Annotated in this window: 12 protein-coding genes and 1 riboswitch; of the genes, 8 read left to right on the top strand and 4 right to left on the bottom strand. The window is 48.8% G+C overall.

The features are described from left to right. Positions 1-42: 42 nt before the first annotated feature. Together PJK55_RS08035 and PJK55_RS08030 are read right to left on the bottom strand one after the other, a co-directional pair. Positions 43-2,364: an ABC transporter permease gene (locus PJK55_RS08035; protein WP_271305379.1), complete on the bottom strand. Its 2,322-nt coding sequence runs from the start codon at positions 2,362-2,364 to the stop codon at positions 43-45. Positions 2,365-2,376: 12 nt separating this feature from the next. After that, positions 2,377-3,075, bottom strand: a complete 699-nt coding sequence (locus PJK55_RS08030; protein ID WP_271305378.1) for an ABC transporter ATP-binding protein — start codon at positions 3,073-3,075, stop codon at positions 2,377-2,379. 161 nt (positions 3,076-3,236) lie between these two features. On the opposite strand from PJK55_RS08030, the gene PJK55_RS08025 reads away from it, so the two are divergent. Further along, positions 3,237-4,067, top strand: coding sequence for a DegV family protein (locus PJK55_RS08025; RefSeq protein WP_271305377.1), 831 nt, complete (start codon positions 3,237-3,239; stop codon positions 4,065-4,067). Positions 4,068-4,364: 297 nt separating this feature from the next. Beyond that, positions 4,365-6,044, top strand: a complete 1,680-nt coding sequence (locus PJK55_RS08020; RefSeq protein ID WP_271305376.1) for a sensor domain-containing diguanylate cyclase — start codon at positions 4,365-4,367, stop codon at positions 6,042-6,044. Between the two features lie 47 nt (positions 6,045-6,091). Here the strand turns inward: PJK55_RS08020 and PJK55_RS08015 are convergent, their stop codons facing one another. Next, positions 6,092-6,733 carry a homing endonuclease associated repeat-containing protein gene (locus PJK55_RS08015; protein ID WP_074036465.1) on the bottom strand — a complete coding sequence of 214 codons (642 nt, stop codon included), beginning with the start codon at positions 6,731-6,733 and terminating at the stop codon, positions 6,092-6,094. Positions 6,734-7,186: 453 nt separating this feature from the next. Here PJK55_RS08015 and PJK55_RS08010 point away from each other — a divergent pair, with 453 nt between their 5' ends. The 6 genes from PJK55_RS08010 to PJK55_RS07985 all read left to right on the top strand — a co-directional run bounded on the left by PJK55_RS08010 (position 7,187) and on the right by PJK55_RS07985 (position 13,087). Continuing rightward, a complete protein-coding gene (locus tag PJK55_RS08010) occupies positions 7,187-7,999 on the top strand; it encodes an undecaprenyl-diphosphate phosphatase (protein ID WP_271305375.1) in 813 nt (270 codons plus the stop codon). An 80-nt stretch (positions 8,000-8,079) separates the two neighbouring features. Next, positions 8,080-8,221: riboswitch (FMN riboswitch) on the top strand. A 153-nt stretch (positions 8,222-8,374) separates the two neighbouring features. Beyond that, entirely contained in the window at positions 8,375-9,439 is a 1,065-nt protein-coding gene (gene ribD / locus PJK55_RS08005) for a bifunctional diaminohydroxyphosphoribosylaminopyrimidine deaminase/5-amino-6-(5-phosphoribosylamino)uracil reductase RibD (protein WP_271305374.1), read from the top strand. Further along, positions 9,439-10,080 (top strand): riboflavin synthase, encoded by a 642-nt coding sequence (gene ribE, locus PJK55_RS08000; protein WP_271305373.1) that lies wholly within the window; start codon positions 9,439-9,441, stop codon positions 10,078-10,080. The genes ribD and ribE overlap by 1 nt, the downstream gene beginning before the upstream one ends. After that, positions 10,080-11,255: a 3,4-dihydroxy-2-butanone-4-phosphate synthase gene (gene ribB, locus PJK55_RS07995; protein WP_271305372.1), complete on the top strand. Its 1,176-nt coding sequence runs from the start codon at positions 10,080-10,082 to the stop codon at positions 11,253-11,255. Before ribE ends, ribB begins: the two co-directional genes overlap by 1 nt. A 5-nt stretch (positions 11,256-11,260) precedes the next feature. After that, positions 11,261-11,725: a 6,7-dimethyl-8-ribityllumazine synthase gene (gene ribH, locus PJK55_RS07990; protein WP_214745735.1), complete on the top strand. Its 465-nt coding sequence runs from the start codon at positions 11,261-11,263 to the stop codon at positions 11,723-11,725. 126 nt (positions 11,726-11,851) lie between these two features. Next, entirely contained in the window at positions 11,852-13,087 is a 1,236-nt protein-coding gene (locus PJK55_RS07985; RefSeq protein ID WP_271305371.1) for an HD domain-containing phosphohydrolase, read from the top strand. Between the two features lie 38 nt (positions 13,088-13,125). Here the strand turns inward: PJK55_RS07985 and PJK55_RS07980 are convergent, their stop codons facing one another. Then, entirely contained in the window at positions 13,126-14,007 is an 882-nt protein-coding gene (locus tag PJK55_RS07980; protein ID WP_271305370.1) for a LysR family transcriptional regulator, read from the bottom strand. Between the last annotated feature and the right edge of the window lie 89 nt (positions 14,008-14,096).

The raw sequence follows: 14,096 nt of genomic DNA, 5'->3' as shown, positions 1-14,096 counted from the left end.
GAGGCCTGGTCTATCTCTTATTATGCCCTATTTTGGCATAAATTATTCTTGATATGTCTTTAATACTTCCTGAAGTGGGATTTGATCGATTTTCCGTCGGCTGACGAACGTGCTCAGGAAGAAGAGGAGAACGACCGCACCGAGCGTATAGACGATATAGATCCATTCGAATTCAAGCGGGAGGACGAGCCCGTAATCTTCTGCAAATACGATGATGATGACCTGAAGCGTCAACAGGGCAATCGGAATACTCAAGAGGGCCGAGACGAGCGCATAGATGAAGTAGCTATTTAGAATCATCGAACGGACTTCCCGTTTTTGGTACCCCATCACTTTCAATAACGAAATGACGTAGTAGTTCTTCTCGACCGTCAACGCCGTCAGGACGAACAAGATGCTGAAGGCGATGAGAGACGCGCCACCAATCAAGACGTTCATCATGAAGTTCATATATTGATTGATGGACTCGGATTGTTCAATCAACCCTTGACGGGACAGGATGGTCGGATAGTCTGAGTCGTTCGGGCGCTCCGTCGCATAAATGCCATTGAACAACTCGTCCGTCGCGCCGTCGGTAAGCAGTTCACTTAGCGTCGCCCGGGGCAAATAGGCGAAGTCTCCAGAGAATTCATCAGCAATCCCGACAATCGGATAGGTCAGCGTCTCTTCGTTTAGCTCGACATCGATGTCCTGACTGACTTCAAGTCCGAGTTTGAGGGCGAGTGACGAGGAGACGATTAGTCCGTCGGGTTCAAGTGTCAATGTGTCACCATCTTCGTTACGTAGCGGGAACAAGGTATTGTCAATCTCTAAACCTTTCAACGTAATCAATTTCTCTTCGACAAATGCGAATGGGTAAGTGAGGAACGGCTCTTGTCCGTCTTCGATTGGCGGTGAACCGTCCGTATAGGCTTCGTATTCATACACTGCTTCATTCAAACCACCCACGGTCATTCGATCGACGGCCCCGTTCATCATGAGGGCGAAGACGATGAGGATGGTCGAGAACAAGATGCCGAGGAAGAAAATGAGGAAGCTTCCCGTGCTCTTGACCGCATACAAGTATTTGAACTTCGTCTTGCCGCTCGCGCGTTTCAATAGTCGACTGACGAGCCGACTCAGGCGATTCAAGGAAACATTGTCCCGAGGCGATAAGAGGGCGAGGGCGCTTTCTCCCATGATCTTGTAGATGACCGCTCCTGCGACGAGTGCAAAGAAAAGCAGTGGCGCAAATACGGCCGTCAAAAAGACGAGCGGACTCTGGGCGATGGTGATGGACGGTAAGAGATAAAAATCGAGATACAGTTCTTTCAACGGGTCTGCGAAATAAAGACCAAGGAAATAGCCGATGATTAGCATGAAGAAAGCGAAGATTAAGATGAGGACGAGATAAGGTGCTGCGATTTGTCGACGACTGTACCCAATCGCCTTCAACAGTCCGATTTGACCGCGCTCCGCCTCAAGCATATTCGAAATCAAGATGGCGACGATGATAACGGCGATTGAGACGATAAAGAGGCTGAGCCCGAGCGCCATCGCTTTCCCAGATGAGATTTCACTATAAATCGCACCGCTTCGGATAATATTTTCCGTCTCCATGACAGACACGACAAACGGTAGGTCGAGCTCGGTCACGACTGTCTGTTCCGTCACGCCCGATAGGCGGAACGACTCTTGTCCGACGATGGATTCGTATGATTCGTCTGTCATGAGCAAGAGTGTTTGGGAGCCGGGATCTAGATTGAAAAAGTTGTCGTCGAAGAGGGGAAGTGTATAGTCCGGAAAGAGAACGAACCCGCTGACGGTGAACGGTCTACCGAGGTCGATCGTGTCCCCGATTTCAATTCCATTCTCTTCTGCGTACTTTTTGTTCAAGGCGACCTCGTCGTTCGTGCTTGGTCTTGCTCCCGCCTCTACATAGGAACGGTTGATTGTATCGGATTCTTTTAGCAAGAGACCCCGATGTTCCGCGTCACCGAGTGTGTACGTGATCGCTTTTAAGTCACGAAGTTCAATCGTCGCCTCTGGCATCTCTTGTTCGACCGCATCGATGCGTGACGCAATCAAACGATTAAAGACTTCCTCGTCAGATTGTTTGATGTCGGCTAGTGTGAACGTTCCGACTTCAGCGAGTGCGGCGACATCGGGATCACGTAATTCTTCTTCCGTCACCCGATTCAGCATCTCGACGGCGAAGTCTTCCTGGTTCGATTCTTCCAAGTATTCTTCGGTTGGAACTTCGATTCCGCTAATTCCATAGAACATCATCGTGTACGTGAGTGAACTCATGACGATGATGATGGCGATGGCGAGCAGTTGCATCCATTTCTTACTGAGCGTCTTCCACACATTTTTGTACAGCATGTCGCCACCTCCTTATCCCCAACGAATGTCACGTGCTGCGACACGGGTGTCGTGATGGGTCACTTCGACGATTCGACCGGAGTTCATTTTAATGACATCGTCCGCCATGTCACTGATTCCGTTATTGTGCGTGATGACGACGATCGTCTTTTGATACGTCTCGTTCAGTCGCTCCAACAGCTCGAGCACCTTTTTCGAATTCTCCTCGTCGAGCGAGCCCGTCGGTTCGTCACAGAAGACGATGGCTGGATTTTTAGCGAGACTCCGGGCGACGGACACCCGTTGCTGTTCGCCCCCAGATAGTTGATAAGGATATTTGTCACGCGCTGCCGCGAGCCCGACTTGGTCGAGCAATTCATCGATGGGGAGCGGGTCTTTCGTCAAATCGGACCCGATTTGTACGTTCTCATAGACGGTCAAATTTTGAAGAAGATTATATTGCTGAAAAATAAATCCAAGATGGTCGCGCCGAAATGCCGTCATCTGTTCAGGAGACAGGTCGGTGAGCACCGTGTCTCCGAACGTGATTTTACCGCTCGTCACGGTATCGAGTCCGCTGATGACGTTGAGTAGCGTACTTTTCCCGCTTCCGCTCGGTCCGAGGATGACGACGAATGCACCGTCACGAATAGTTAGGTCAATCTCTTTCAGAGCGGCTGTTTCTACGTCTCCAGTTCTGTAGATTTTATTGACGTTCTCGAGCTGAATCATGTCACATTCGCCTCCTTCGTTCGTTATGTATCATTTACCCGTTTCGAGGTCGGATTGGACGAGTTGCACATAGGATGTTTTGAAAAAATAGTGAAACCGCTTCACGTGTGATAAAATAATATCACCAGGTACTAAAAACTTTTTTTAAGGGAGAACTTTAAATGAAGATTGCTTACATCACGGACAGCACGATTGTCCTTCCAGATGCTTTAGTGAATCACCCGGACATTCATATCGTCCCGCTATATGTCGTCAAAGGAGATCAACCATATAAGGACGGGATTGAAGTCGATGCCACGACCGTCTATGAATGGATTGATGCCGGGGAGCGCGTCTCGACGAGCCAGCCAGCCATTGGAGATTTTGTCACACTCTATGAGAAGTTGAAGGAAGAGTACGACATGGGAATCGCGATTCATTTGTCTTCTGACTTGAGTGGAACGTACTCGGCATCTGTACAAGGTGCTGAGATCGCAGAATTTAAGTTACTCGCCCTTGATTCACGAGCGGGGATTTATACGATGGGGCTCATGCTCGAAGAGTTGGTGGAACGTGTTGAGCGAGGCGATGCACTTGAAGATGTGGAAACCTATATGAAGGAGCGCGTCGAAGACGTGCGAATCGAATTGACGCTTCAAAATTTGACGCAGATGCAAAAAGGCGGACGCATCTCAAAATCGAAAGCATTGATTGGGAATATGCTTCAATTGAAGCCAGTGCTCCGATTTGAGGACGGATTGATCGTTCCTTATCAGACGGTCCGCACATATAAGAAAGCACAAGCTCATTTATTTGAAGTGTTGCGTGCGGCGATTGAGTCAGGAGAGTGTAAAGACGTCTCGATTTTCCACGGGAACGTCCCTGAACTCGCGCAAGAGTGGAAAGAGCGACTCGGTGACAAGATTCCGATTCGGGTCGACACGCTCGCACCGCTCCTCGGGGCACATACGGGATCTGGATCAATCGGAATCTCGTATTTGAAAGCGAAATAATTCATGAAGGCGGTTCTCGTGAGAGAATCGCCTTTTGTATGCTTCAATTCTGTTTTTGCTTTCGTAAAAATAGAAACGTGATTGTCAGCGAATAAATCAGTAGGAACGTGATGAGAAACATGGAAAGGTCCATCGTGATCGCCTCCTTTCCTTGACTGTTGCCGACATTCATGTCTATAAAACTTTTGATTGGGAATCTTTTCAATATTTCATTGTCTCAACTTTCAAACAATTGCTGGAATGTTTTTGCATTACGGGTCATACTAGAAAAAATGAACGAGAAAAGGGGAGAAGACGATGCGATTTCGGAAGTATCTAGTTCGGAGCTGGCTCGCATGGGCAATCGTCTTCACAGGTGTGACGTATTTGACTTTACACCACCTGGAATCGTTCGACTGGCCGTTGTTTTGGTTTATCTATACGCTAGGCGCTTTATTCGTCATGAACCCGCTCAAGCGTAGACATCTCCATTTCACGTTTCATGAGATGTTCGTCTTTATCACGTTCTTCCTTTACGGGCTCGCCCCGGCCCTCCTGATGGGTCAACTTCTTCTGTTCACCTTTCAAGCGAGGACGTTCAATCGTCGGGTCGGACGTCGTCGTTTCTTACATTTCTATCCGTTGAATACGGTGATCGAGTGCCTCCTCGTCCTGTTGCCGGGACTGGCCTATATCGGGCTCGGTGGACGCATCGGGGAGCCTGTTCATTTGATGCAAGAGGGAGTAGCGATGTTGGCGTTCCTAGGCACGCTTTTCCTGGTCCTGACGATGAGTTTTGCCTTGTCTTACTTCATGGTCGGGGAGCGGATTCCATTCCCAATCATGTGGCGATTGATTCGATTTGACTGGCTCGTCGTGTCACTCGAACTATTGTTCACGATGATTGCCATCGAATCGTATCACGTGTTTGGGTACGTCGGACTCATCGTCACGTTCTTCGTGCTATCTGTCTTAAAAATGACGATGTCAAAAGCAACGGAGACAGAAGAGACGAAAACAAAAGTCGATCAGGTCGAGCGATTGAAAGAACAGCTGTACCGTGTCGATAGCGAGCAACTGTTGATTGAAAAGTTTTGGAACGGATTGCGTGACATCATAGAAGTCGAACGTGGATGGCTGCAGGTCAACCGAAAAGGGGAGCGAACGTTTTACGACATGACGGGACGCATCATCCCGAGTGTACCTGACGCCTATACGATCGAACGTTATCAAGACGAGGATGAGCCATGTTTCGTTTATGATTCGTTACATGAATGGCACCCGGATTTGCAACAACAGCAGCAAGAGCTGCATCATTCGGCGCTCGTTATCCAGCCGGTTTGGGGAGCAGCGACGGCCGTCAGCTGTATGGTGTCAACGACAGCGAACGGCGCGTATGAGACGCCAATCGCCATCGAAGTGAACCGGCTCATTAAAACATTGTCGTGGTCGATCGAGCGAATCGATGAGCGGGACCGCTTGCAGCACGAGAGTTTGACGGACCCGTTGACGGGCTTACATAATCAGCGAGCGTTACGTAGTTGGACGACAGAACGATTGAATGACGTGGCATCCTATCCACTCTCGCTTTTCCTCGTCGACTTGGATCATTTCAAGTCGATCAACGATACGTATGGACATGCGTTTGGGGATGAGGTGTTGATTGAAGCAGGACAGTTGTTCACGCGCAGCGTTCGGGCGACGGATCTGGTGACGCGGTATGGTGGGGAAGAATTTGTATTCGTGTTCCCCCGAATGGATGAGGCGGCAGCCCATCTGGTCGGCGAAAAGATACGGGAAGCGCTGAGACGCCATGATTTTGGTACGGAAGGGACGCGCATCACCGTGACGGCGAGTATTGGAATCGAGACGATTCATGAATATGAAGATCTTGATACGGTACTTCGGCATGCGGACCGAGCCATGTATGTCGGGGCCAAGTTCAATGGTCGTGACCGGGTCGCCCACTATCAAGAACTATCCACAGAAGTCAGATGAAAGGAGGATCCACCCAAACGGGGGGATCCTCCTTTTATATGAAAAGATTATGAGTTCGTATTATAAAGTTCTGATTCCACCGCATGAACGGCGGCTGACCAAGAGCCGTAGCGATGTAGGATCGCTTTTGTCGAAGGCTTGTTGTTGCGTTTTGCCCATTCTCGATATGCTTCGAATGAGAGGGAGAAGCCCATTTCTTGAATAGCTTCACGTAGCGCGTTGGATAATTCTGTTTTCGAATAGGTCACACTTGCCTCAAGTCCTGCCTCGGCACAGGCATCATGCCACGAACCGAATGTCTTGACTATATGATAATGGCTCGGTGCCTTCGGATGGAGCTTTCGCCATTGCTGATACTTCTTCAAGGTGATGATCGAGCCCATGTCTCGCGAATAAAGTGCAAGCGTCTCGATGATGTCCTCACGTGTATACTTCGGCATTTTGTCTGGCAATTCGACAGTTGCTTCTCCATGCCATTCATAGCCTGCGATGGCAAGTGCCTCAGCCCATGACCCGAACTGTCTGATGATGGATTCAGGAGATGGCCAATTCTGTTCCATGGCAAAGCGACGGTAGACAGAGCGGCGTGGACGTTCCTTCAACAAGTCCCCGAGAAGGCGGATGCAATGGATCATCCTCTGTTGTTCGGTGGACAGGTGATGGGATTTAGTGGTTAGCGTTTGACTCAATGATGGTTCCTCCTTCCGTGGACTCAATTCTGAACCGACAAAGATGAAAAAAATGCTCCTACAATCATACTATCGGATGGTTTTTCGGATTTATTAACGTGATTTTGAAAAATATTAAACAATTCCTAAGAATTGGATAGGTCTAAAGTCACAGATAAACATTTCAAAAAATGGTAACAGTTCTATTACAAATTAAATCGAATTTCGTGATAAATGTAAACAAAAAGTTTTAATCAACCAAAAATGTCATATTTTTATAAAAAAGTACCCAACTGGAGAAATGGGGTCATCGCCTTCGCTCCAGATGAGTACCCTTCTATAATAAATTTAATTTTCAGACTAATCAATCGAATATTGAAATTACATCAAAAAATTTTTAACAGCTGGTCAACGAAAGTCGAGTTCTGCTAAAATAGGCGCATTGAGTGAAAAACAGAAAAGAGGATTACCATTATGACAGTTTGGTTATTTTATACGTTGCTCGGATTGATCCAAGGATTCACGGAGCCGATCCCGATTTCATCAAGTGGACATCTTGTTATCTTCCAAGAATTATTTAACATCGATTTGCCGGGATTGTCATTTGAAGTTTTCGTAAATTTTGCTTCGCTCCTCGCGGTCTTGACAGTTTATCGTAAAGATGTCATCCGCCTCATCGTCAGTTTATGGACGTTCCTGTTCAAGAAAGATCGTACAGATGAGACGATGGTCGATGTGAAATTCATCGGCTTGCTCCTCGTCGCAACGGTTCCAGCTGGTGTTCTAGGTGTCATTTTTGGTGACTGGATTGGAGAAGTACTCGGTGGCGTCGCGACGGTCGGATACACGCTCATCATCACAGGTCTCGCGCTTTGGTTCATTCGAAACATGCGCGGAAATAAAGGAGACGGCGGAATCACGTTACGTGACGCAGTATTGATTGGACTCGCCCAAGCGGTGGCGCTCATCCCAGGAATCAGTCGCTCTGGAGCGACGATTGTCATGGCGATGTTACTCGGGATTAAGCAGGAATCAGCACTTCGTTTCTCATTCTTCCTATTCATCCCGATCAGTCTCGGGACGATGATTTTGGACGGTCCGGCGTTATTTACGAACCCGGAAACACGTGACTTATTCGGTCCGCTCATCTTGGCGTTTGTCGCCTCGTATGCGTTGACTGCGATTTCGTTGAAATGGTTCCAGCACATCATGGCCAAAGGCGAATTAAAGTATTTCTCTTATTATTGCTGGATTGTCGGGCTTCTCGTCGTCCTCTTTCTCGCATAATCGAGGCGCTACTCTCACGGGTAGCGCTTTTTGTTTTGCGAAATCAAAATAATTGCGATACAGTAAATCTGTACAAACAAATATTCCTTCGGGGTCGGGTGAAATTCCCAACCGGCGGTGATGGGCCATGCCCTAAGTCCGTGACCCGGGCGCACGTGTGCGAACGGTGGATCTAGTGAGACTCTAGAGCCGACAGTATAGTCTGGATGGGAGAAGGAACAAAAAACAGGTCCGCGTGACCTGTGCTTCGTCGTACGCTTTTCTGTAAAGAAAACGTTTATTTGGCTTGTCCAAAAACGACGAAACCCTCCCACCAAGACCCTAAGGACCGTTCCTTAGGGTCTTTTGTTTGTACGGAAAAAAGGAGGGAGAACGATGAAACAGTACATGCAACAAGCCATCCAATTGGCGAAATCTGCCGACGGACAGACGGGTGTGAACCCGCTTGTCGGCGCCGTTCTCGTCAAAGACGGTCGCGTCGTCGGGCTAGGTGCCCATCTCAAGGCGGGCGAGCCGCATGCCGAGGTTCACGCCATCAAGATGGCAGGTGCGGCAGCTTACGGGGCGACACTGTACGTCACACTTGAGCCGTGCTCGCATCATGGGAAGACACCACCGTGTGCCGACTTGATTGTTGAATCCGGAGTCAAACGAGTCGTCATCGCCATGAAAGACCCGAACCCACTCGTTGCCGGGAAAGGGATCATGCGTCTCAAGTCGGCTGGCGTCGAGGTGGAAGTCGGTTTACTTGAAGAGGAGGCGCGGGCACTGAATCCAGCGTTCTTACGAGCGCTCGAGACGAAACGACCGTACGTCATCTTAAAGACGGCGACGAGTCTCGACGGAAAAGTTTCCTTGGATTCCGGTGAGAGTCAATGGGTGACGAGTCCGGAAGCCCGTCGTGACGTCCATGAACTGCGTGCCAAAACCGATGCGATTTTAACGGGAATCGGAACGGTGCTAGCGGATGATCCGGCACTGACCGTTCGATTGGACCATGAGACACGTCAACCGAAGCGAGTCGTCCTCGACCGTGACCTTCGCTTGCCACTTGCGAGCACGCTTGCCCGAACGGCTGAAGACGTCCCGGTGCTCCTGTTCACCTCGTCAGACGACAGAGAAAAACGGGAACAGGCACGTGCCATGGGAATCGAGTTATTCGATTATACGTCGCTCGGAAACGTGCTCGAGACACTTTACGCGAACGGAGTTGGACGCTTATTGATCGAGGCGGGACCGACACTTGTCACGTCCCTTCTTGACGGAGGGTACGTGGATGAATGGGTTGCCTATCAATCACCGCGCGTGTTCGGCGGGAAAAACGGTGTTTACCGTTCACAACAGGAAGGTTCGCTGGATGCGATTTCTCGTTTTGAGATTCAGCAGGTCGAGACGATTGGACCTGATCTGAAAGTCGTCCTTCGAAAGGGGGCGCTCTGATGTTTACAGGAATCGTAGAAGAAATCGGTTCGGTCAAAGCGGTGAAACGAAACGGACCGTCCTTGCGGCTCGTCCTATCGGGGGCAAAGGTGCTCGATGACGTAAAAATCGGCGACAGCATTTCGGTAAATGGGATTTGTTTGACGGTCACAACGTTTGATGCGTCAACATTCGCCGTTGATGTGATGCCAGAGACACTGAAAGCATCCAGTCTAGATGGCGTGAAGCCAGGAACGCGCGTCAATCTCGAACGAGCGATGCCGGCGAACGGGCGATTCGGCGGGCATTTCGTGTCCGGACATGTTGACGGCGTCGGGCGCATCACCAAGAAGCGTCCACTCGCAAATGCCGTATATATCGACATTCAATGCGACCCTTCGCTTCTCCCATACATCGTGCCGAAAGGCTCGATTTCGGTGGACGGAACGAGTCTGACCGTATTCGATGTATCCGAACGTGGGTTTACGTTGTCGTTGATCCCGCACACGTATAGTGAGACCGTTCTCGGGTCGAAGCACGTCGGTGACCCCGTCAATTTGGAATGTGACTTGTTGGCAAAATATATGGAAAAACTAGTCGGACAGTCGAAGATGACACTCGAATCTTTGGCATCACAAGGTTATGGAAAGGCGGGATGGTAATGTTTGATTCGATTGAACGGGCCATTGAGGAATTAAGACGCGGACGTCCGATCATCGTCGTCGATGACGAGAATCGTGAGAATGAAGGAGACTTTGTCGTGCTCGGTGACAAGATGACATCCGAGACGATGAACTTTTTAATCACGGAAGGGAAAGGACTCGTCTGTGCGGCCGTCGCCGAAGAAGTGGCGGCGCGCCTTGAACTTGCACCAATGGTGACCAATAGCACGGACCCACATGGTACGGCGTTCACGGTCAGTGTCGATCATATCGATTCGACGACAGGTATCTCGGCGAGCGAGCGCTCCCACACTGTTCGTGAATTAGCAAACCCATCGTCACGTCCTTCTGACTTTCAACGACCGGGACATCTCTTCCCGCTCATCGCCAAAAAAGGAGGGGTCTCGGTTCGTCGTGGTCACACAGAAGCATCCGTCGATTTGGCACGCCTTGCTGGTAGTGAGCCGGTAGCCGTCATCTGTGAAATCATTCGAGAAGACGGGGAGATGGCCCGCGTCCCGGACTTGGTCGAAGTCGCAAAACGTCACGAATTGGCATTCATCACAATCGAAGCATTGGTCCAGTATATGGAGACGAGCCTTGTCACGCGCGAAGCGGACGTGTCACTCCCTTCATCGAAAGGGACGTTTCGAATGATCGGATATGAGAACCGATTCGACCGACAAGAGCATGTGGCCCTCGTGACCGAGACGCTTACAGACGTCCCACTCGTTCGGATCCATTCGGAATGTTTGACAGGAGACGTCTTCGGGTCGTTCCGATGTGACTGTGGTCCGCAACTTGATGCAGCCATCGAGAGAATCGAACAGGAGTCGGGCATTGTCCTTTATATGCGTCAGGAAGGGCGAGGCATCGGACTCGTGAACAAACTGAAAGCATACGCTTTACAAGAGGAAGGGTTGGATACGGTCGAGGCGAACGAGGCACTCGGATTCCATCCCGACATGCGTGACTATCGTGTCAGTGCGGCGATGCTCCGTGACCTCGGGGTGAGCCGTGTCCGACTCATGACGAACAACCCTGAAAAAGTCGATGCCTTAGAATCATGTGGCATCACCGTTGTCGAGCGTGTCCCGCTTCACGTCGGCGCGCACGAATCGAATGAATCATATCGTATGACGAAACAACTTAAAATGAACCATATTGGAGGATAAATGAGATGACATATACATTTGAAGGTAATTTAGTTGGAGAAGGCTTAAAGATTGGAATCGTCGTCGGTCGATTCAACGACTTGATCACGATGCGTCTTCTAGACGGTGCGAAAGATGCATTGAAGCGTCATGGCGTGAAAGAAGAGGACGTGTCGCTCGCTTTCGTCCCGGGTGCGTTTGAACTCCCACTCGTTGCGAAAAAAATGGCGATGAGTCAAAAATATGATGCGGTCATCACGCTAGGGGCCGTCATCCGTGGCGCGACGCCGCACTTTGATTACGTGTGTAACGAAGCGGCGAAAGGAATTGCACAAGCGAGCTATCAATCGGAGGTCCCGGTCATCTTTGGCGTATTGACGACGGAGACGATCGAGCAGGCGATTGAACGGGCTGGTACGAAAGCAGGGAATAAAGGCTGGGAAGCAGCGACGTCAGCCATTGAAATGGCCAATTTATTGAAGCAAGTGTGAGGAAGAACCGGGTGCATCGCCGCCCGGTTTTTCAATTGGGATAAGCAGGGTAAAAAGACTGAAAATTGGGTAAAATAAACTCATGGAACGATTGCATATATTCCAGACAAAAGGGAGGTTTGGCACATGGCAACTTCGCATGAATCATTGACGTTACAGTTACAACAACAAGAGCGACTCCATCACCTGCTTTCGTCACTCCTCAATCGCTTTTTAACAACAGAGATTGCGGATTTCAAAAAGCGGGTTGACCAGTCGCTAGCCGAACTTGGACATTATTTCGCGGTCGACCGCGTCTATGTCTTCGATTACGATTTCACGAATCAGGTTTGTCACAACACGTTCGAGTGGTGCGCCGAGGGCATCACCACCGAGATGGACAATCTTCAAGACGTGCCGATTGACGTGCTGCCCGAATGGGTCAACACTCACGTGGCAGGTGAGACGATGTACATTCCACGCGTGGCAGATTTACCAGAAACCAGTGTCGTCCGCGGCATTCTCGAACCGCAGTCGATTCAAAGCTTGCTGGCGGTCCCGATGATGCAAGGCAAGACGTGCCAAGGGTTCGTCGGATTTGATTCCGTCGTCTCGGAGCGAACGTACACGGAATACGAGCAACAGGCACTGCAAGATTTCAGTAACGCCCTTCTCGGTGCGGTCGAACGGCACCGGATCGAAGCAGGACGGGAAGAAGCACAGCGTATCCTCGCCGAGCGGGAAAAAGAAATGATCGATTATCAAGAGGGGCTCGTCCGGACGTTGTTACGGCTGTCCGCACTACGTAACAATGAGACAGGGAACCATATCGAGCGGGTACAAGATTTGTCGACGCTCTTTGCGACGATTTTATATGACCATCATCACCCGGACGTGTCGCCACTCTTCATCGAAGGAATTCGACTCGCGGCACCGCTTCATGACATTGGGAAGATTTCTGTACCAGATTCGATCTTATTGAAGGCGAATAAGTTATCCGACCAGGAATGGGTCTTCATGAAAGATCATGTGCGCGTCGGGGGTGAAGTGTTGAAGGATCTCCAGATACAGTTCCCTCAAAACTACTTTATTCAAATGGCCTATCAAATCGCGCTCTATCATCATGAGCGTTGGGACGGGACAGGATATATTAAAGGATTGAAGGGAGAGGAGATCCCACTCGCGGCTCGAATCGTCACGATCATCGACGTCTATGACGCGTTACGGACGGTTCGCCCGTATAAACCTGCTTTCTCCCATGACAATACGATTGTCGCGATGAAAGACATGAACGGGGCGTTCGATCCCACATTGTTTGAGCTGTTCCTGTTACACCAGGAAGAGATAGCAATCATGTTCGAACAAACATTTAAAGCACACTGAAAAAGATAGCCACGAACTATAGTTGTTTGTGGCTATCTTTAATTTTTTTGCCAAAATTGTTTCGCTGTATGAACAAACGCTTCAATCGGTAAAGGGATCCACTTCACGTCTTTAATGAGGATATATGCATGCATCGGAGTAAATGATTCTTGATGTTCAACAATTTTTAATGTGCCGGACTTTATTTCATCTTGTACTGTGACTAACGGAAGATATGAGAATCCAAAACCGTTTATTAGCGTTTGTTTAATGGCTGTGATACTCCAAAGTTCCATTGTCGGAAATGAGAGGTTATGAGACTTCTTCATTGCAGATTCAAATGACATACGGTAGGTGGAATTGGCTTCATTCGTTATAAATTTTGAAGCAGAAGGATGAGTCAAATAGTTGTCGAGAGACGTTTCGGAATCGGCTCCGTTCACAAGCACCATCTTTTCTTCTCCGAGATTATAGACAATTGTTCGTTGTGCATTGATTTCGGGGAAAATGATAAGTGCTACATCCGCAACACCTGATAGTACATCTTTTTGATTTTGACTACATGTACCATTAGTCAATATGATCTCTACGTCAGGATATTGAATTGAAAACTCTTTAAGAAGAGGACCTAGTCTTGTAATTGTAAGAGATTCAGGCGCGGCAATAATTAGTTGTCCTTGAACTTTTGATTGTTGATGGAGCTGTTTAATTTTTTGATGCGTCGCAATTAAGTCTTCTGCTAAAGGGATTAAATCATGCCCCAGTTTGGTTAACTTTAACGTACGATTTTCATACTTGAATAAAGCACCACCTATTTCTTTTTCGATTGACTGTATATGATTGGTTAGCGTGGACTGAGTATATCCGAGTACTTTAGCAGCCGCAGTATAAGTTCCAGTTTTCATTATGGTTTGAAATGTAATGAAGTGGCGTACTTCCATACATAACATGCCTCCTTGAAGATTCTATCGAAAATATCGATAGGTTGATCATTATTTTCAATTTTATTAATAGTTAATTTCATTTTATA

The organism is Exiguobacterium sp. MMG028, from assembly GCF_027947425.1.
GTDB lineage: Bacteria > Bacillota > Bacilli > Exiguobacteriales > Exiguobacteriaceae > Exiguobacterium > Exiguobacterium aestuarii_A.
This window is presented reverse-complemented; position numbering and strand designations above follow the sequence as displayed.

Excerpts from the sequence above, each read along its gene's own strand:
- PJK55_RS08035 (WP_271305379.1), bottom strand. The coding sequence starts at position 2,364 with ATGCTGTACAAAAATGTGTGGAAGACGCTCAGTAAGAAATGGATGCAA.
- PJK55_RS08030 (WP_271305378.1), bottom strand. The coding sequence starts at position 3,075 with ATGATTCAGCTCGAGAACGTCAATAAAATCTACAGAACTGGAGACGTA.
- PJK55_RS08025 (WP_271305377.1), top strand. The coding sequence starts at position 3,237 with ATGAAGATTGCTTACATCACGGACAGCACGATTGTCCTTCCAGATGCT.
- PJK55_RS08020 (WP_271305376.1), top strand. The coding sequence starts at position 4,365 with ATGCGATTTCGGAAGTATCTAGTTCGGAGCTGGCTCGCATGGGCAATC.
- PJK55_RS08010 (WP_271305375.1), top strand. The coding sequence starts at position 7,187 with ATGACAGTTTGGTTATTTTATACGTTGCTCGGATTGATCCAAGGATTC.
- ribD (WP_271305374.1), top strand. The coding sequence starts at position 8,375 with ATGAAACAGTACATGCAACAAGCCATCCAATTGGCGAAATCTGCCGAC.
- ribE (WP_271305373.1), top strand. The coding sequence starts at position 9,439 with ATGTTTACAGGAATCGTAGAAGAAATCGGTTCGGTCAAAGCGGTGAAA.
- ribB (WP_271305372.1), top strand. The coding sequence starts at position 10,080 with ATGTTTGATTCGATTGAACGGGCCATTGAGGAATTAAGACGCGGACGT.
- ribH (WP_214745735.1), top strand. The coding sequence starts at position 11,261 with ATGACATATACATTTGAAGGTAATTTAGTTGGAGAAGGCTTAAAGATT.
- PJK55_RS07985 (WP_271305371.1), top strand. The coding sequence starts at position 11,852 with ATGGCAACTTCGCATGAATCATTGACGTTACAGTTACAACAACAAGAG.
- PJK55_RS07980 (WP_271305370.1), bottom strand. The coding sequence starts at position 14,007 with ATGGAAGTACGCCACTTCATTACATTTCAAACCATAATGAAAACTGGA.